The organism is Avibacterium gallinarum (genome assembly GCF_002921135.1).
Lineage (GTDB): Bacteria > Pseudomonadota > Gammaproteobacteria > Enterobacterales > Pasteurellaceae > Avibacterium > Avibacterium gallinarum.
The window spans coordinates 182,365-201,396 of the sequence record NZ_PQVJ01000011.1 but is presented as its reverse complement, the minus strand read 5'-3'; the positions used below and the strand labels follow the sequence as shown (position 1 = coordinate 201,396).

The 19,032-nt window shown below is 41.4% G+C and carries 19 protein-coding genes; 13 read left to right on the top strand and 6 right to left on the bottom strand.

Translation table 11 applies throughout. The features are described 5' to 3' along the window. Positions 1-17 precede the first annotated feature (17 nt). The 7 genes from C3007_RS04455 (at position 18) to C3007_RS04425 (ending at position 7,040) form a co-directional block, all read left to right on the top strand. Positions 18-1,640, top strand: coding sequence for a sulfatase family protein (locus C3007_RS04455; RefSeq protein ID WP_103853295.1), 1,623 nt, complete (start codon positions 18-20; stop codon positions 1,638-1,640). 47 nt (positions 1,641-1,687) lie between these two features. Beyond that, on the top strand, positions 1,688-2,503 hold the full coding sequence (locus C3007_RS04450) for a hypothetical protein (RefSeq protein ID WP_123772524.1): 816 nt from the start codon (positions 1,688-1,690) through the stop codon (positions 2,501-2,503). Between the two features lie 131 nt (positions 2,504-2,634). Then, complete coding sequence (agaR, locus tag C3007_RS04445; RefSeq protein WP_103853293.1) at positions 2,635-3,408, top strand: transcriptional repressor AgaR; 774 nt, start codon at positions 2,635-2,637, stop codon at positions 3,406-3,408. 13 nt (positions 3,409-3,421) lie between these two features. Continuing rightward, a complete protein-coding gene (gene nagA / locus C3007_RS04440; RefSeq protein ID WP_103853292.1) occupies positions 3,422-4,582 on the top strand; it encodes an N-acetylglucosamine-6-phosphate deacetylase in 1,161 nt (386 codons plus the stop codon). A 33-nt stretch (positions 4,583-4,615) separates the two neighbouring features. Further along, on the top strand, positions 4,616-5,566 hold the full coding sequence (locus C3007_RS04435; protein ID WP_103853291.1) for a tagatose 1,6-diphosphate aldolase: 951 nt from the start codon (positions 4,616-4,618) through the stop codon (positions 5,564-5,566). Between the two features lie 202 nt (positions 5,567-5,768). Beyond that, the gene (locus C3007_RS04430; RefSeq protein WP_103853290.1) at positions 5,769-6,260 is read left to right on the top strand and encodes a YgjV family protein; all 492 of its coding nucleotides are present in this window, start codon (positions 5,769-5,771) and stop codon (positions 6,258-6,260) included. A gap of 48 nt (positions 6,261-6,308) precedes the next feature. Next, the gene (locus C3007_RS04425; RefSeq protein WP_103853289.1) at positions 6,309-7,040 is read left to right on the top strand and encodes a carbohydrate-binding family 9-like protein; all 732 of its coding nucleotides are present in this window, start codon (positions 6,309-6,311) and stop codon (positions 7,038-7,040) included. 45 nt (positions 7,041-7,085) lie between these two features. Here the strand turns inward: C3007_RS04425 and purA are convergent, their stop codons facing one another. Beyond that, complete coding sequence (gene purA, locus C3007_RS04420; RefSeq protein WP_103853288.1) at positions 7,086-8,384, bottom strand: adenylosuccinate synthase; 1,299 nt, start codon at positions 8,382-8,384, stop codon at positions 7,086-7,088. 243 nt (positions 8,385-8,627) lie between these two features. Here purA and C3007_RS04415 point away from each other — a divergent pair, with 243 nt between their 5' ends. Beyond that, positions 8,628-9,644: a YeeE/YedE family protein gene (locus C3007_RS04415; RefSeq protein ID WP_103853287.1), complete on the top strand. Its 1,017-nt coding sequence runs from the start codon at positions 8,628-8,630 to the stop codon at positions 9,642-9,644. A gap of 21 nt (positions 9,645-9,665) precedes the next feature. After that, positions 9,666-11,042: a rhodanese-like domain-containing protein gene (locus tag C3007_RS04410; protein WP_207763690.1), complete on the top strand. Its 1,377-nt coding sequence runs from the start codon at positions 9,666-9,668 to the stop codon at positions 11,040-11,042. A gap of 125 nt (positions 11,043-11,167) precedes the next feature. On the opposite strand, the gene aroA is transcribed toward C3007_RS04410, so the two are convergent. The 3 genes from aroA to serC form a co-directional block, all read right to left on the bottom strand. Then, positions 11,168-12,460, bottom strand: a complete 1,293-nt coding sequence (gene aroA / locus C3007_RS04405) for a 3-phosphoshikimate 1-carboxyvinyltransferase (RefSeq protein WP_103853286.1) — start codon at positions 12,458-12,460, stop codon at positions 11,168-11,170. 7 nt (positions 12,461-12,467) lie between these two features. Then, on the bottom strand, positions 12,468-13,568 hold the full coding sequence (gene hisC / locus C3007_RS04400; protein ID WP_103853285.1) for a histidinol-phosphate transaminase: 1,101 nt from the start codon (positions 13,566-13,568) through the stop codon (positions 12,468-12,470). Positions 13,569-13,652: 84 nt separating this feature from the next. Further along, on the bottom strand, positions 13,653-14,735 hold the full coding sequence (serC, locus tag C3007_RS04395; RefSeq protein ID WP_103853284.1) for a 3-phosphoserine/phosphohydroxythreonine transaminase: 1,083 nt from the start codon (positions 14,733-14,735) through the stop codon (positions 13,653-13,655). Positions 14,736-14,956: 221 nt separating this feature from the next. Between serC and C3007_RS04390 the strand changes: the two genes are divergently transcribed. Beyond that, complete coding sequence (locus C3007_RS04390) at positions 14,957-15,295, top strand: DUF496 family protein (protein WP_103853283.1); 339 nt, start codon at positions 14,957-14,959, stop codon at positions 15,293-15,295. A gap of 55 nt (positions 15,296-15,350) precedes the next feature. On the opposite strand, the gene C3007_RS04385 is transcribed toward C3007_RS04390, so the two are convergent. Both C3007_RS04385 and ispB read right to left on the bottom strand, forming a co-directional pair. Next, positions 15,351-16,094 (bottom strand): epoxyqueuosine reductase QueH, encoded by a 744-nt coding sequence (locus C3007_RS04385; RefSeq protein WP_103853282.1) that lies wholly within the window; start codon positions 16,092-16,094, stop codon positions 15,351-15,353. Between the two features lie 24 nt (positions 16,095-16,118). Beyond that, the gene (gene ispB, locus C3007_RS04380) at positions 16,119-17,090 is read right to left on the bottom strand and encodes an octaprenyl diphosphate synthase (RefSeq protein ID WP_103853281.1); all 972 of its coding nucleotides are present in this window, start codon (positions 17,088-17,090) and stop codon (positions 16,119-16,121) included. A gap of 238 nt (positions 17,091-17,328) precedes the next feature. Here ispB and rplU point away from each other — a divergent pair, with 238 nt between their 5' ends. From rplU to C3007_RS04365, 3 genes are all read left to right on the top strand, one after another. Further along, a complete protein-coding gene (rplU, locus tag C3007_RS04375; protein ID WP_103853280.1) occupies positions 17,329-17,640 on the top strand; it encodes a 50S ribosomal protein L21 in 312 nt (103 codons plus the stop codon). Between the two features lie 20 nt (positions 17,641-17,660). Then, positions 17,661-17,918 (top strand): 50S ribosomal protein L27, encoded by a 258-nt coding sequence (gene rpmA / locus C3007_RS04370; protein WP_103853279.1) that lies wholly within the window; start codon positions 17,661-17,663, stop codon positions 17,916-17,918. Positions 17,919-18,106: 188 nt separating this feature from the next. After that, positions 18,107-19,027 (top strand): DMT family transporter, encoded by a 921-nt coding sequence (locus C3007_RS04365; RefSeq protein ID WP_103853278.1) that lies wholly within the window; start codon positions 18,107-18,109, stop codon positions 19,025-19,027. Positions 19,028-19,032: the final 5 nt, after the last annotated feature.

Genomic DNA, 19,032 nt, shown 5'->3' with positions numbered 1-19,032 from the left:
AATCAAAGGAGATCATAATGAAACGCTCGTTACTTAGTCAGTGTTTATTATCCGCATTGGTTGTTGGTGCTGCGGCTCAGCCTGTTTACGCACACAGCCAAGATCCTCAAAAACCGAACGTGCTGGTTATTGTAATGGATGATTTAGGCACAGGGCAGCTTGATTTCGCCATTGACAGCTTAGACAAGAACGAATTAAGCAAACGCCCTGTTGCTGCTCGTTATCAAGGTGATTTAGATAAAATGATTGACGCTGCACAGCGTGCAATGCCGAATGTGTCTAAATTAGCCGCAACTGGGGTAAAAATGACCAATGCGTTCGTTGCTCACCCTGTTTGTGGCCCATCTCGTGCAGGGATTTTGACAGGACGTTATCCAGCGTCATTTGGTATTTATAGTAATGATGATTCTTTCAACGGTATTCCACTTGATGTGAAGCTGTTGCCAGCGTTATTCCAAGAAAATGGCTATGCCACGGCGAATATTGGTAAATACCATAATGCTCGAGTGAATAAAGACAGAAAAATTGGACGTATCACTAAGCCTGATGATGTAAAAACCCGTGATTACCACGATAACTTCTCATCTGTACCAGATAAAGGTTATTTCCCAACCGATCGCGGTTTTGATTATTCTTACAGCTACTTTGTATCAGGGGCGGCATTGTGGAATTCCCCAGCACTATGGCGTAATGACAAACCAATCGAAGCACCGGGCTATTTAACCCATAATTTAACCAATGAAGCGCTGCAATTTATTGATAAAGCAGGGGATAAACCATTCTTCTTAAATCTTGCCTATAGCGTACCACACATTCCATTGGAAGAAGCATCACCTGCCAAATATATGGATCGTTTTAATACAGGGAATGTGGAAGCGGATAAATATTTTGCGGCGATCAATGCGGCTGATGAGGGCATTGGTAAAATCATCGACAAATTAAAAGCTGACGGCAAATTAGATAACACCATTATTTTCTTCTTATCCGACAATGGTTCGGTTCACGAAGCGCCAATGCCATTAAATGGAATGGATCGTGGCTTTAAAGGACAAATGTATAACGGTGGTGTGCGAGTGCCATTCATCGTTTCTTGGCCGGGACACATTCCAGCGGATACCAAAAATGACAGCTTAATTTCTGCAGTAGATATTCTACCAACAGCACTGAAAGCTGCGAATATTAAAGTGCCAGCTTCTTTAAAACTTGATGGTCGTGATATTTTGCCAGTGCTAGAAGGCAAAGAAAAAGTTTCACCGCATAAATATCTCTATTGGGCGGGGCCTGGTGCGAAACATTATAGTGAGGATAACCAAAAATTCTGGGCGGATTATTGGAAATATATCACCTATAACACTAATGATGCACCGAAAAATCCAAACTTAGAAAAACTCTCGAAAAGCTCGTGGGCAATTCGCGATCAAGATTGGGCGTTATATTTCTACAATGACGGAAGTAACAAACTTCATCTTTATCACGACAAAGTTGACCCAGCAGAAAGCCAAGATGTGGCTGATAAATATCCAGAAAAAGTAAAAGAATTGCAAAAAGCATTTTACGACTGGATCAGCACACAACCAAAACCAATGGCGTGGAATCCTGAAGAATTCCAAGCCATTGAGGCTTCAGCAAAAGCAAAATAATCTGATGAATCAGCCACTGTTATGGTGGCTGATTTTTTTGAGGAAGAATGATGACAAAAATTACGCTAAGCATTCTAGATAAAGACGATAATATTAAACTGTGTAAAAGTGCGTTTGATTTCTTAATGCTAACCTACAAAGGTGAGTATCAAGCAGGCGATCGCATTTGTATTGAAACAGATAATGTACCTTGCTATTTAAAATTACGTTTAGAAGACAGCCTTGAAAGTGCCCTTGTGTATTTAACTGAAAATCGCTTTGAATACCGCATTCCTTTTGGCGATGACAGACGTTTATTTAACAGCGATAAGGCATTCCAAGGGGGCATTCATTTTCTATGGGTACGCGTAGCCAGAGATTACGAAGTGGCGCAATATGGCAATCTCGCCTTTAACCCATATTTTCAGCCGCAGCAAGAAGGCGTGTATCCACGAATTAGCAGTAATATCGTACCGAGTAATATTCGCTTTGCTCCTTATAATGCGATTGATGGCATTTTTGATAGCAATGCTCACGGTTCTTACCCTTTTACCTCTTGGAGCAACGCCCAATCCCCTAATGCACAATTAAAAATCGATTTTGGACGAACAGTAGAAATTGACGGCTTGATTTTGATGTTAAGAGCGGATTTTCCTCACGATGCGTGGTGGGAAAGTTTGAGTGTACATTTTTCTGATGGTAGCGAAGAAATCTTGCATTTAAGCCGAACAGGACAACCGCAGACATTTTCTTTCAAGCAACGACAAAGTGATTTTATTTTGCTGACTAATTTTATAAAAGGTGAAGACAAATCCCCTTTTACTGCTCTAACGCAAATTGAGGTATTAGGGCAGAATATTAGAATACAGCATAGCGAGAAATAAGAAAATGAAAGTAGGAGGAGACTTCTAACATATTATATTCCTATTTTTTTAATATATCATTTCGTTTTCTTTCATTTATCTTTGTTTAAGGCTATAATTGATACAATATAAAACCGGTCAAAGGGAAAAAGATGAAAAGTGCAATTGAAAGACGAATGGAGATTGTCGCAATAGTCAATAAAAATTCTTCTGCGCGAGTGGAAGATTTGGCTGAAACCTTTTCTGTTTCTACCGTTACTATTCGGCAAGATCTCAATTTTTTAGAAAAAAATGGCTATATTGTGCGTTCACACGGTGGTGCTGTACCGAATAAAGGAATGATCGCAGAATTAAGCAATGCCGAAAAAAGACATCGTAATTTAGGGGCAAAAAATAAGATTGCGGAAGCCGCGCTAAAACTGATTAATGACGATGATATTATTATTTTAGATTCAGGCACGACCACGCGAGAAATTGCTGCAGCGTTGAAAAAATCCACAGTGAAAAATGTGCTGGTAATGACAAATGGGCTAGATATTGCTTCTGAATTAGCCGATGCGGAAAATGTGGAAGTGCTAATGACAGGCGGTAAATTACGCAAAAACGCAATGTCTTTCTCTGGCCCACAAGCAGACGCCAGTTTAGCAAATTACTGTTTTAGCAAGGTTTTTCTTGGCGTTGATGGATTTGATATTCAAGCAGGTATTACTACGCATAATGAGCAAGAGGCGAATCTCAACCGCATTATGTGTGAGATTTCTAATCAAGTGATTGCGGTAACGGATTCCAGTAAATTTGGTAAAAAAAGTTGTCACGTTATCCGCAAATTTGCCGATATTGATGTATTAATTACCGATTCTGGCATTTCTCCTGAATATTTGACCGCACTTCAGGAAAATAATATTGAAGTGATTATTGTAGATTAAGAGGAAAAAAACAATGCGTTATGCCATTAAACCTGAAAAAGTGATGACTTCATCAGGGGAATTACTGAATAAATATGTGGTGATAAATCAAGGCAAAATAGAAAGTATCCAAGAAGAAAAGCCTGTTGATTGCGATGTGCATTATTATCCTGACAGCTATCTTTCCGCAGGGTTTATTGATGTGCATATTCACGGCCGCGCAGGGGCAGATGTGATGGACGAAAACGACACTGCGCTGGCTACTATTGCACAAGCGCTACCACAAACAGGGGTTACCGCGTGGGTGGGAACGACAGTTTCAGCCCCTTGGCAAAATATTCTTTCATCAATGCAACGAATGAAAGATTACATTCAACAAGGCAAGCAATCAGGCGCAGAATTATTGGGTAGCTTTATGGAAGGGCCCTATTTCACTGAGCGCCATCGTGGCTCGCACCCAACCGAATATTTAATGCCGCCAACGATTCCACAGTTAGAAGAATTATTACAAATTTCCGACCGCACTTTGCTGCGTGTTGCCATTGCGCCTGAAATTGAAAATGCAGAACCCGCCATTAAATGGTTGGTAGAAAATGGCGTGAAGGTGTCTGTGGCACACACTAACGCCACCTTTGAGCAAGTGACCAAAGCCTATTATTTAGGGGCGGATTGCGGTGTACATTTATTCAACGGAATGAGTGCTTTACATCACCGCGAGCCGGGTTGTACGGGGGCGGTGTTATATCACGATATGCTGGCGGAAATTATTGCAGACGGCATTCACGTTCACCCAGCCGTATTAAATTTAGCTTATAAATTAAAAACTTACCGCAGAATGGTGTTGATCACAGATTGTATGCGCGCAGGTGGCTTGCCAGACGGTGAGTACACGCTAGGCGTGCAAACCGTGCGTGTAGAAAACGGGCAAGCGAGAACCTTTGACGGCTCCCTTGCAGGCAGCACTTGTAGCCTAGATCAAGCCTTGCGCAATATGGTATTTAAAGCCGATGTGCCTGTATGGGAAGCCATTCAAATGGTTACCACCATTCCCGCCACTTATTTAGGTGTGGCAGATCGCATTGGTGATATTGCTGTCGGCAAAGAAGCAAATTTCACGTTATTAAACAAAGAATTACAAGTTCAAGCCACTTATATTCAAGGCGAACAAGTTTATAAGTGCGGTGAAAAATTTTAAGATTTTTATATTTACAAAGATGGAGAGAAAACAATGTCAAAGTTAAGAACTGAACGTTTAAAAAAATTATGTAGCCAAGACAATTTAATCGCGGCGCTCGCCATTGACCAGCGTGGCACATTACGCCGTATGCTTGGCGAATCAGCAAGTAATGAACAACTTGCAGAGTTTAAAGTATTGGTGTCTGAATACTTAACCCCTTATGCCTCATCTATTTTGCTTGACCCAGAAGTGGGCTGGAAAGCGGCTGAAAAACGTGCTGCCAACGCAGGCTTATTAATGGCTTATGAAAAAACTGGTTACGACAAAACCCAACCGGGCCGTTACCCTGACTTAATTGATGATGTTTCCGTACAACGCTTAAAAGCGAAAGGCGCAGACGGTATCAAATTATTGCTTTATATCGACATTGACGAAGGCAAAGAAGTGAATGATCGCAAAGAAGCCTTTGTAGAACGCGTGGCTTCAGAATGTAAAGCAGAAGAAATGCCATTCTTCCTAGAGCTTGTGAGCTATGACGCGAATATTTCTGATCCGAAAGAATACGCGAAAATCAAACCGCGCAAAGTGATCGAAGCAATGAAATTATTCTCCGAGCCACGTTTTGGCGTTGATGTATTAAAAGTGGAAGTGCCAGTGGATATGAAATTTGTCGAAGGTTTCGCAGAGCAGGAAGCAGTATATAGCCAAGCACAAGCGAAAGCGTACTTCAAAGAACAAAGCGATGCCACCGAAATTCCATTTATCTTCTTAAGTGCAGGTGTAAGCGCACAATTATTCTTAGACACGCTACGTTTTGCCAAAGATGCAGGTTGTGATTTCAACGGCGTATTATGCGGACGTGCCACTTGGGCAGGTGCTGCGGAAATTTTTAAAGCAGAAGGTGCAGAAGCAGCAAAACAATGGTTACTCAACGAAGGTAAAGCCAACATTGAAGCCCTTAATGCCGTACTAAAAGAAACCGCACAGCCGTTAAACATTTAATCTGATGGCGTGACGCAGAGAGGATACATAGAAAAAGAGCGGTCTATTTTAGACCGCTTTTCTTATTTGAAACATTGTTTTGAAAAATTTTAGATCAAGATCACAAAATCAAAACTTATTCATAGACAGAACGGATATTCTAGTTTAAATTCAATTTTGTTTGGCTAGATATAAGTTTACAGAATATTAATTAATACATTTTATGCTAGACAATATTATAAACATTCCACAATTACTCGGTATTTTAGCTTTTATATTAGGAGTAATTTGTTTTTATCAAAAGAATGATAAAAAGCTCAAAATTGTGATGTTAATTCAAAATATCACTTATATGAGCCATTTTATTTTATTAGGTGCAAATGTAGCGGCATTAAGTTCGTTACTTTCCACCTTAAGAACGGCAACGTCCATTTATGTTTCATCAAAATATATTGCCTTCTTTTTTGTTTTATTAGGGATTATTTTTGGCTATGTCATTGCAGATTCCGTTTGGCAAGTTTTCCCAATTATTGCTTCAACCATTGGAACGATTTCATTATTTTTATTAAAAGGCATTCCAATGCGTTTATTTATGTTAGTCGGTTCAGCTTGTTGGCTAACAAATAATATTTTAGTGGGATCTTTAGGTGGCGTGTTATTAGAAAGTACGGTTATGGTGGTAAATACTATCACTATTATTCGTTTAATGCGCTAAACTCATAGATAATGATTCATTTCATCTTTAATTCATAGGAGAATTTTTATGAAGAAATTATTAATTGCAACACTTTTCGGTGCATTATTTTCAATGAATGCAGCAGCAGAAGCACCAGCTAAGAGCTATAACGTGGCATTTGAATCACAAGCGCCCGTGTTAGATGGTAAGCTTGATGAAGCCGTGTGGGGAAAAGTGCAAGGAGTAACGGATTTTGTTAATCCTTGGGAACAAGCACAAATGCCAAAAACAGAATTTAAGGCGTTTCACGATGATCAAAATTTTTATTTCTCTTTTGATGTAGAAGATCCGAATGTTTTAATTTATGACACCACCGATCACGAATGGATGGTTGCGCGTGAAGACCGTGTAGAATTATTTATGGCGCCGGGCGAAATTGATAAACAGCAAGCAGATGGAAAATATCCAAAATATGTTGCCTTAGAAATGGATTACAAAGGCCGCACCTTATCAATGTTACGTGATGTTGAAAAAAATATTAATGCAGAATGGGATCCAAAAACCTTAGAAACCGTGGGCGTTCACACGGAAAAAGGTTATACCCTTGAGGGTAAAATTGCGCTTAGTGAATTAAAAGAACATAATTTAATTCAAGGCAATAAAATCCGCGCAGGGGCTTATCGTGCGGAATTTTCTATTATTAAAGGAAAAGGCAAAGAACAAGCAAATTGGATTACTTGGGTTGATCCAAAAACAGAAAAACCAAATTTCCATATTAATTCTTCATTCGGTGAATTTGTGTTAGAGCCGAAGAAATAAAATATAAAAAATAAGCCTCTGTTTATAGACAGAGGCTTATTAGTTTTATTCAGCAAACGGATCGCGTAAAATCATTGTTTCAATGCGATCTGGGCCAGTTGAAAGAATATCCACCGGTACACCTGTTACTTCCTCAATGCGTTTAATATACTTGCGCGTGTTTTCTGGCAATTTATTCACATCGGTTACGCCAAAAGTGCTTTCTTTCCAACCTGGAAGCGTTTCATAAATAGGTTCAACGCCTTCCCAATCTTTTGCCGCGAGCGGAGCAAATTCAGCGATTTCACCATTTGGCATTTTGTAACCAACACAGATTTTGATTTCATCAAAACCATCTAGCACATCAAGTTTAGTCATACAGAAACCTGAAATGGAATTCACTTGAATAGCACGGCGCATTGCCACAGCATCAAACCAACCGCAACGGCGTGGACGGCCAGTTACTGCGCCAAATTCATTCCCTTTGCGTGCAATTTCAGCACCCACATCATCAAATAATTCTGTTGCAAATGGGCCACCACCAACACGGGTACAATAGGCCTTGATGATCCCTAACACATAATCAATATGGCGTGGGCCAAAGCCAGAGCCTGTGGAAACTCCGCCAGCCGTAGTATTTGAACTGGTTACATAAGGGTAAGTGCCTTGGTCAATATCAAGCATTGTGCCTTGTGCGCCTTCAAACAGAATGTTATCGCCATTTTTGCGTGCAACATCAAGAATCGCGGTAACATCGGCAACCATTCCAGTAATAATTGGCGCCACTTCTTTGATTGCTGCCAAGGTTTTTTCGTAATCAACTGGCTCAACTTTATAATAATGCTCAAGTTGGAAGTTGTAGTAATCTAAAATATTTTTGAGTTTTTCAGCGAAACTTTCAAGATCGAAAAGATCGCCAACACGCAATCCACGGCGTGCCACTTTATCTTCATAGGCAGGGCCAATTCCACGGCCGGTTGTGCCAATGGCTTTTTTCCCCAATGCAGCTTCACGAGCGTGATCCATTGCAACGTGATAAGGCAAAATTAATGGACAAGCTTCTGAAATAAGCAAACGATCACGCACATTAATGCCACGCCCTTCTAATTCGCCCATTTCTTGCATTAAGGCTTCTGGTGAAAGCACCACACCATTACCGATTAAACAGGTGACGTTTTCACGCAAAATACCCGATGGAATCAGACGTAACACGGTTTTTTCACCGTTAATAATCAGAGTATGCCCTGCATTGTGTCCGCCTTGATAACGCACCACATATTTTACGCGATCTGTTAATAGATCAACGATTTTCCCCTTACCTTCATCGCCCCATTGAGCGCCTAAGATAACAACACTTTTTCCCATAGATTCCGCCTTGTATGCTGAGTTGTAATGAATGAAGAAACAGTGAGTTACTTTACTATTTTATGTGTGTAATCTCAATGGAAAATCTGTTTTTCTTTTTGATCTTCCTCATTGAAAGTGCGGTTAAAAATTGGCGAATTTTTTGTGATCTCACACAGAAAATCAGATTTAATAAATTGAAAATTTTCGTAGGCTATGCTTTAATTCGAGCACTTTCCAAATAATCGTATTAAGGTTTAATCGATGTATTCAGGTTTTCTTATCGGCCTATTGTTTGGCTTTTTGTTACAACGTGGGCAATTCTGTTTTGTGTCTGGCTTTCGGACGCTTTATACGCAAAAAAATATCCGTTTTTTGACCGCACTTTTTATTGCCATATCTATCCAATCGGTGGGATTTTTTACCCTTGCGCAGTTTAACCTCATCACTATTCCTACAAGCCAGCTACCGATTTTCGCCACGCTGTTAGGGGGATTGTTGTTTGGTATCGGAATGAGTTTGGCGAATTGCTGTGGTAGCGGTGCGTGGTTTCGTAGTGCTGAAGGGGCAGTAGGGAGTTATTTGGCGTTGCTGAGTTTTGCCCTTACAATGGCGGCCACGCAATCAGGGATTTTAAAATATCAAATTAATGCTCTGTTAGAAAATCCTACCCCGTTGGATAATATTTATCTCACCTTCAATCTTTCCCCTTGGATTTGCGTGATTTTGCTAATTTTTATTACTGTACTTTTGCTTTATTACTATATCAAACACCCGCGTTATCAATTTCCGCAAGAGCCTAGTGCTGCGTTGATTTTACCTAAAATTTTTGCCCGCACTTGGCACCCTTTTCTCACTGCCGTAGCCATCGGATTGTTAGGCATTGTGGCGTGGTGGTTGAGTGCAAAAACAGGGCGAAATTTCGGTTTTGGCATTTCTGTGCCTTCTGCCAATGTGGTGCAATATGTGGTAACAGGGCAGCAGCGTTACTGGAACTGGGGAACGCTTTTTGTGTTAGGCATTCCACTGGGAGCCTTGCTGAGCGCTAAATTAGCAGGCGAATTGCATTGGCGTTTTCCTGAGCCGAAAGGCGTGCTGCAACGGATTTTGGGCGGTGTCGTAATGGGCATTGGTGCGACTTTGGCTGGCGGTTGTACCGTAACCAATGCGTTAGTTTCCACCGCCTATTTTTCTTGGCAAGGCTGGCTAGCAACCTTGATGATTATGCTGGGTTGTTGGCTAACTTCTGTTGTTATCAAGCCCACAAAATGTGGCGTTTAACTTTAGTCAAAAGGAAATCTTATGAAAATGAAACCCATCTTATTGGCGGTCGCTGTGAGCGTGGCGTTGTCTGCTTGTGATGATCGCACGGTGAAAGTGATTGATACCCCAGAATTGCTCAAGCAGCTTGAGAATCCTGATTTTGTTATTGTGGATACAAGGCAAGACAGTTTATATAACGGTTTCAAAGATAAAAACGCCACAAGGGGCGGACACATCAAAGGGGCAGTGCAATTTAGCTGTGATTGGATTGGCAATATTCAACCTGAAAAATTTGAATCTTTTGTCGAAGGGAAGGGGATTACCAAAGAAAAGAATCTGGTTTTTTATGATAGCAATGCCGACAATTTAGATTGCGTTACCGCCGAGTTCGCCGCAAAAGGCTACAAAGTTCATCGTTTTAACGATTTTATCAGCTATGTCAATGCGGATTATCCGCTGGAATCCTTTGCGAATTTCCAATATAGCGTTTCGCCACAATGGGTGAATGCGGCATTAAAAGGCGAAAAACCAGAAACCTTAACCAATGACAAAGTAATGCTGTTTGAAGTGTCTTGGGGCAGTTTGGAAAATGCTAAATCTTACACCCAGCACATTGTGGGCGCTTACCATTTTAATACGGATTGGGTGGAAAACGATCCCGTATGGAATTTGTCCTCCCCTGACGTGATTGAGCAGAACTTGCTAAAAAATGGCATCACAAAAGATAAAACCGTGATTTTATATTCCGACAACCAGCTCGCCGCCTACCGCATTTTCTGGGCGTTAAAATGGGCTGGCGTGGAAGATGTTCGCGTGCTAAATGGTAATCTTGGCACTTGGGGGGACGCAGGTTTACCTACGGAAACGCAGGTCAATATTCCGCAGCCTGAACGCGAATTTGGCACAAAAATTCCGGCCAATCCACAAATTGATATTGTCACGCCGCAGCAGGTTATCGATGCGCAAAAACAAGGCTTAAAGCTGATCAGTAACCGAGCGTGGGACGAATACACTGGCAAGATCAGCGGCTATGATTATATCCTCGGCAAAGGCGAACCGCAGGGCGCAATTTGGGGCTTTGCTGGCACAGACTCTTCCAACTTGGCAGATTATTACGATCCAGATAACACCTTGCGCAACCCAAATGAGATCTTTGCCTTATGGCAAACGCAAGGCATTCACAAAGGGGATAAATTGGCGTTTTATTGTGGCACGGGCTGGCGTGCTGGCGTTTCTTGGTTTATCACCCAATTGGCAGGTTGGCAAGATACGGCAATTTATGACGGTGGTTGGAATGCGTGGCAAATGGACAGCAAATACCCTGTACAAAAAGGTGCTCCCAATAACCAAAGCAAGCCAGATAGCCAAAATGATTTCGGCAAAGTGATGAAGAAAGGGAATTCTTGCAAAAGCTAGCCATAAAAAAATGGAAAATCTGAAATAAAAAATGTGCGAAAAAACCACCGCACTTTTAATTTCATACGAAAAATAAACCCCGAGGCAAACACCTTGGGGCTTTTTTTATCTAGGATATAAAAACATCATTTTGCAATCTTCCCAAACTCCGCAAAAAACGTTGGGAAAGTTTTCGCGGTGCATTTAGGATCGAGAATGGTTACCGGGGTGTTGGAAAGTGCTACAAGGGCGAAGCACATTGCCATTCGGTGATCGTTATAGGTTTCGATTTCCGCTGGTTGGAATTGGTCTAACGGCAGCGGTTGAATACGAATGTAATCTTCGCCCTCTTCCACTTCTGCGCCGATTTTGCGTAGCTCGGTGGCCATTGCGCTAAGGCGGTCGGTCTCTTTTACGCGCCAGTTATAAATATTGCGGATCACGGTTTCCCCATCGGCAAAAAGCGCGGTGGTGGCAATGGTCATTGCGGCATCGGGAATATGGTTCATATCCATATCAATGCCTTTGAGATTGCCTTTTTCTGCTTGAATGAAATCTTCTCCCCAAGTGATTTTCGCACCCATTTTTTCTAGTACATCGGCAAATAAACGATCCCCTTGAATGGAGTTTTTGCCAATGCCGGTAACTTTCACTTTTCCTTTAATGGCGCCTGCAGCAAGGAAATAAGAGGCGGAAGAGGCATCGCCCTCCACTAAATAGCGTTTGGGCGAAATGTAACTCTGGTTGCCTTGTACAAAGAACGTGCGGTAGCCATCATTACGCACGGTGACGCCGAAATCTTTCATCATTGCAAGGGTGATGTCAATGTAAGGTTTGGAAACCAGATCACCGATGATTTCAATTTCCATATCCCCTTCTGCAAGTGGCGCGGCCATTAAAAGTGCGGTCAAAAATTGCGAAGAAATTGAGCCGTCAATTTGCACTTTTCCGCCTTTTAAACCGCTATTTTGAATGGCAATGGGCGGGTAGCCTTCATTTTCTAAATAGCTAATATTCGCGCCAACTTGACGTAATGCGTCCACCAAATGCTTAATTGGACGCTCTTTCATTCGCGGTTCACCCGTTAAAATGATTTCCGCAGGCACTTCCCCTTTTAAGCATAATGCGGCACTCAAAGGTCGCATCGCCGTTCCCGCGTTGCCAAGATAAAGGGATAAACCGCCTTGCCATTGAAATGCCCCGCCCACGCCTTCAATTTTGCATTCACGCTTATCTTGTGAAAGCTGATACTTTACGCCTAAGGCTTGTAAAGCGTTGAGCATATGGCGAATGTCATCGCTGTCGAGCAAATTTCGCACCTGTGTTGTGCCTTTGGCAAGCGCGGCTAATAACAAGACGCGGTTGGATAAACTTTTTGAACCAGGGAGATTAATTTCCCCTTCCACAAACGAAATAGGTTGTAGCGTTAATTTTTCCATATTCCCTTTAGCCCTTATTTAATACATTCAAAAGTGCGATGAAAAATTTATCATTTTCTTCAGGCAGACCAATGCTCACGCGTAGATGATTTGGCATTCCATAACCTGCGATTGGACGCACAATCACGCCCTCACGCAATAATTGTTCATAAATAGGCTGCGCTGGGCGTTTAAAATCAATGGTGATGAAATTGCCTTTGGACGGAATATATTCCAGCTGATGTTGCTGGCAAAATTGTTCATAGCGTTGCATTTCAGTGCGGTTGTTTTCTGCCACTTTTTCGACGAAAGCATCGTCTTTCAGCACTGCCACAGCTGCGGAAAGTGCCAGTACGTTGCAGTTAAACGGCTGACGCACACGGTTTAATAAATCCGCAATTTCAGGGTTAGACACCGCATAGCCAATGCGTAATCCCGCCAATCCATAAGCTTTTGAAAGGGAGCGAGAAATAATTAGATTCGGATATTTTTTCGCAAGGGCAAAAGAATCAATGCGTTCTTTGGGACGAGTAAATTCTGTATAGGCTTCATCAAGCACCACAATGATATGGGCTGGCACTTGCGCTAAAAATTGTTCAATTTCTTGCTGGGAAAGGAAATTTCCCGTTGGATTATTCGGGTTCGCAATGAAAATGAGCTTGGTTTTGTCATTGATCGCTCGCAAAAAACCGTCTAAATTGTGCCCCCAGTTTTTAGCAGGAATTTCTCTTGCTACTGCATTAATGGCTTTCGTAACTAAAGGATAGACAATAAACGCATATTGCGAATAAATAATTTCATCTTTTTCGCTAGCAAAAGTGTGAGCGAATAATTCCAACAAATCGTTTGAGCCATTGCCAAGAGTTATTTGTTCAGGTTTCACGCCAAATTTTTCAGCGATGACGGCTTTTAACTCAAAACCGTTGGCATCTGGATAACGTGTAAGGTGCGGCAGCTGGGCTTGAATGGCGTCAATCGCACTTTGTGGAAAGCCAAAAGGGTTTTCGTTAGAGGCTAATTTCACAATATTTTGCACGCCAAGTTCACGTTCTAATTCTTCAATAGGTTTGCCTGCTTGATAAGGGGAGAGAGATTTCACCCCCTCATTTGCAACATCAATAAATTGCATTGTTGTTCCTTGTTTTTACTTGTTGATACAGCGAATAACAAAGGCTTGCCTAGAATCAACAAGCCTTTGATATTAAAAATAAAATTAACGATTTTCGGCAGCAAATTTTTCCATAAACGCAATTAAGGCTTTTACCCCTTCAATCGGCATTGCGTTATAAATAGAAGCGCGCATTCCGCCAATCACTTTATGGCCTTTTAAGGCTTGCAAGCCCGCTTCTGCAGCTTCGCCAACAAATTTCATATTCAATTCATCATTGCCTGTGCTAAAGGTAACGTTCATTAAAGAGCGGTTGTTTTTTGCCACAGAATTATGATAGAAATCGCTTTGATCTAAATAATCATAAAGCAGCTGTGCTTTTTCTTGATTGCGTTTTTCCGCCGCTTTTACGCCACCGCGTTCGAGCAAATATTTGAACACCAAAGAACACAAATACCACGCAAAAGTTGGTGGCGTGTTGATCATCGAATCGCTATTGGCTTGCACTTCATAATTCCAAATAGATGGCGTGGCTTTGCGTGCTTTGCCGATTAAATCTTCGCGCACGATCACAATGGTGATGCCCGCTGGGCCAAGATTTTTCTGCGCGCCTGCATAAATAATGCCAAACTGGTTAATATCCACTTCGCGCGAAAGAATATTGGAAGACATATCCGCCACTAATACCGCATTGCCCACCTTTGGCACATCAAAAATTTCCACACCACTAATGGTTTCATTCGGGCAATAATGCACATAATCATACTGATCGGCAATATCGCTGAAATCAAGGCGATCCACTTTTAATTCGGCACCTTCGGATAAAATATTGATCTCATCAACCTCGCAGAATAAACGGGCTTCTTTGGCTGCTGTCGCCGACCAATGACCACTGGTTAAATATAACGCCTTGCCTTTTTCACTAATTAAATTCATCGGCACAGCGGCAAATTGTCCGCGCGCACCACCTTGTAAGAAGAGAATTTTGTAATTATCAGGAATATGATAAAGCGTGCGGAAATCTTTTTCTGCTTGGGTAATCAGTTCCATAAACAGCTTACCGCGGTGGCTCACTTCCATAACTGAAGTGTGCTGACCTTGCCAGTTTAATAATTCCGCTTGCGCTTGTTCTAACACTTCGCGCGGCATCATTGCAGGCCCAGCGCTAAAATTAAATATCTGTGTCATTTTTCGTTCCTAATTATGATGGTTGTGTAAAAAGAATTTGTTAGTTTTATCACCTCAAGGGAGGCGGATCAACCGCTTTTATTTAATTCAGAAAAATTTTTGATTTTCCCCACAAAAAATGGCGGAATACTTTGACGAAAAAAGCAAAAAAGACTACATTAACCCACGCAATGGCGTTTTCGCCCACTGAATTTATATTAATCCCACTAGAGAGTTAAATTATGGAAACTGTGAATAAACAATCTTTCCAAGATGTCTTGGAGTATGTGCGTATGTATCGTTTAAAAAACAAACTATTGCGTGATATTGATGACAATAACCGCAAAATCCGTGACAACCAAAAACGTGTACTTTTATTAGACAATTTAAACCAATATATCCGCGATGATATGAGCGTGGAAGACATTCGCGTAATTATCGAAAATATGCGTGATGACTATGATACGCGCGTGGACGAATACCGTATCCGCAACGCGGAACTCGCCACCCAACGCCGTGAAATCAGCGCAAAAATGAAAGAGCAGAAAAAAGCGCACGCTGAACAACGTGCGAAAAAATAACCATATTGAACAAAAAGGGAATGATAAATCATTCCCTTTTTACTTATGTGTTCAATTACTCATTGGTGTAATACAATTTACCAATTTCAATTTTTTGTCTGCCGTTGGCTTCGCGCCATTTGTTGGTATCACGCAAGGAATAAACGCAGCCGCAATACTCTTGTTGATAGAAACGTTCGCGTTTGCTGATTTCGATCATTCGTTGTGAGCCACCGCCTTTACGCCAGTTGTAATCCCAATATTCCACATCATCATATTTTGCCGCCGCGCGGTGTCCGCAGCCGTTAATTTGGTTCATATCTTTCCAGCGAGAAATGCCTAAACAGCTCGTAAACACGGGGAAACCATTTTCGTGCGCATATTGTGCGGCTTTTTCAAAACGCATATCAAAGCACATTGTGCAGCGAATGCCACGTTCTGGCTCGTTTTCCATTCCTTTCGCACGATCGAACCAGTTTTGCCGATCATAATCTGCGTCAATAAAAGGAATACCAAATTTTTCTGCAAAGCGGATATTTTCTTCTTTACGAATTAAATATTCTTTTAATGGGTGAATATTCGGATTGTAGAAATAAATGGTAAATTCAATGCCTGAAGCCAAAATGGCTTCCATTACTTCACTCGAGCAAGGGGCGCAGCAAGAATGGAGCAGCAATTTTTGGTGTCCATTTGGCAAGGTTAATTTTTCACGCACAAAAGGGGCGTTCGGATCTTTTTTTGCTTTACGCGAAGTGCGGTGCGATTTTTGCGAAAATTCCACCGCACTTTTGTTTGTTTCGTGATTGGTTTGTTGTTCCATAATCAATAATAGCTAAAAATAAAATTAGGTTGTTCTATCCACTGATAAATAAGCCAAAGAAATCAGCGCTTGTTTATACTCACTTTCAGGCAAAATGGCAATGGCATCAATGGCTTTTTGTGCTTCTTGACGTGCGCGGTCGATGGTGTATTCAATAGATCCATATTGTGCCATTATGGCAAGTACATCATTTAAAATTTCACGCTGCCCACCTTGTTCAATGGCATTGCGAATAAGCTGGCGTTGGCTTTCATCACCGCTGTGCATTGCGTGTAATAATGGCAAGGTCGGTTTGCCTTCAGCAAGATCATCACCAATATTTTTGCCTAAGGTTTGGGCATTGGCTTGATAATCCAGCACATCGTCAATAAGTTGAAACGCCGTGCCTAAATAGCGTCCATATTGTTGCAATGCAAGCTCTTGCGCTTCACTCGCCCCTGCAACAATGGCGGAACACTGCGTTGCGGCCTCAAATAAACGCGCGGTTTTGCTATAAATAACACGCATATAACTTTCTTCTGTGGTATCAGGATCGTTCATATTCATTAATTGTTGAACTTCCCCTTCCGCTATCACATTGGTGGCATCGGACATTATTTTTAAAATTTTCAGCGAGTTAGTATCCGTCATTAGCTGAAAAGAGCGGGTGTAAATGTAGTCGCCCACCAACACGCTGGCCGCATTGCCGAATTCGCTATTAGCCGTGGGTTTGCCGCGGCGCATTTCTGATTCGTCCACCACGTCATCGTGCAACAAGGTTGCAGTATGGGTAAACTCAATAAAAGTGGCACAATTAATATGCTCTTCCCCTTGATAACCCAGCGCATTGGCAGCCAATACAGCAAGCATCGGGCGAATGCGTTTGCCACCACTTTGAATTAAGTAATAGCCCAGCTGATTAATCAGCGGTACGTCAGAATTAAGCTGCGCCAAAATTTTAGCATTAACTTTCTGCATATCCTCATTGATGAGCATTTGGATTGCATTTATATCCATAAGATTGCGTTTATCTATCATCGTGAATGTTGTTTATCATTGCCTAAAGTGCGGTTGATTTTACCTGATTTTCTTGGCTTTCTGAAATCAAACCAGCGTAAATCTAACTTTTTTTATTTTATTGCAAATAAATTCTTGCTATCGGGTTTGTTTTTCCGTAGAATTTGCGACCTATTTATATGAATTTTGATGTGCTAAATGAATTAAACATTAAAGCACAATGTATAGCGGAGTATTTATGTACGCAGTTTTCCAAAGTGGCGGTAAACAACACCGAGTAAGCGAAGGTCAAGTTGTTCGTTTAGAGAAACTTGAAGTTTCAACTGGCGAAAGCGTTGAATTCGACTCAGTGTTAATGGTCGTTAATGGTGAAGATGTTAAAATTGGTGCGCCAGTTGTTGCTGGTGCGAAAGTAGTGGCTGAAGTGGTTTCACACGGTCGTGGCGATAAAGTTAAAATCGTTAAATTCCGTCGTCGTAAACACAGTCGTAAACAACAAGGTCATCGTCAGTGGTTCACAGAAGTGAAAATCACTGGGATTCAAGCATAATTTCAGAGGAGATCAAGTAGATGGCAACTAAAAAAGCTGGTGGTTCAACTCGTAACGGTCGCGATTCTGAAGCTAAACGCCTTGGTGTTAAACGCTTCGGTGGCGAATCTGTATTAGCTGGTAGCATCATCGTTCGTCAACGTGGTACTAAATTCCACGCAGGTGCTAATGTAGGTATGGGTAGAGATCACACTTTATTCGCAACTGCTGATGGTAAAGTAAAATTTGAAGTTAAAGGCGAGAAAAATCGTAAATACGTTAGTATCGTAGCTGAATAATTTTACAAATAAACAGAATAAAATGCCTCACAGTTTTGTGGGGCTTTTTTGTTATTAGCCTATATAATCCACATCATTTCAAAAAATTTTGCGTGCTAATATAGAAATTGCCAAAGCTGCCCCCATATAGCAATTTCGACCGCGTAAAAGATAAAAGAGAACATCGCCCAGATTAAGGAGGAAATGTAATGAAGCAACAACCCCTATTAGGATTTACATTTGCCTTAATCACCGCAATGGCTTGGGGTTCACTGCCTATTGCTTTAAAGCAAGTGTTAAATGTAATGACACCACAAACGATTGTTTGGTATCGCTTTATTGTGGCCAGTTCCGCCCTACTGCTATTTTTAGGATTAAGCAAAAAATTGCCTAAGCTCTCACAGCTTAACCGCTATTATGTGGGCTTGTTAGTTTTTGGTATTATCGGGCTTTCAGGCAACTTCTCTTTATTTAATACCTCATTGCAATTTATTGAACCCTCGGTCGCACAGATTTTTATCCACCTTTCTTCCTTTGCGATGCTGATTTGTGGCGTGATTGTTTTCAAAGAGCGGTTAGGTTTGCACCAAAAAATTGGACTGGTGATTTTAATTATCGGTTTAGGGCTATTTTTTAATGACAAGCTCGGCCAATTTACCCAGCTAAATGGGTATTTAATCGGGGTATTATTAAGCATCTGCGCCGCCTTAATTTGGGTCGCTTATGGGTTGGCTCAAAAATTGATGCTACGCCAATTCACAGCACAACAAGTACTATTAATGTTTTATTTTGGTTGTGTAATGGTCTTTACGCCCTTTGCACAAGTTTCACAAGTACAGGGGCTAAGTGGTTTAACCTTAGCTTGTTTTATTTACTGTTGCTTAAATACATTAATCGGCTACGGCGCTTATGCCGAAGCCTTAAACCGCTGGGAAGTGGCAAAAGTAAGCGTAGTTGTAACGCTGGTGCCATTATTTACCATTGCGTTTTCCCATTTGCTCCACGCGATCGATCCGCAAGATTTTTCTGCGCCAGATCTCAACAACCTAAGCTATATTGGCGCGTTCGTGGTGGTGCTTGGTGCAATGTTCTCAGCAATTGGACACAAATTTATAAAGAATAAGAAATAGGAGAA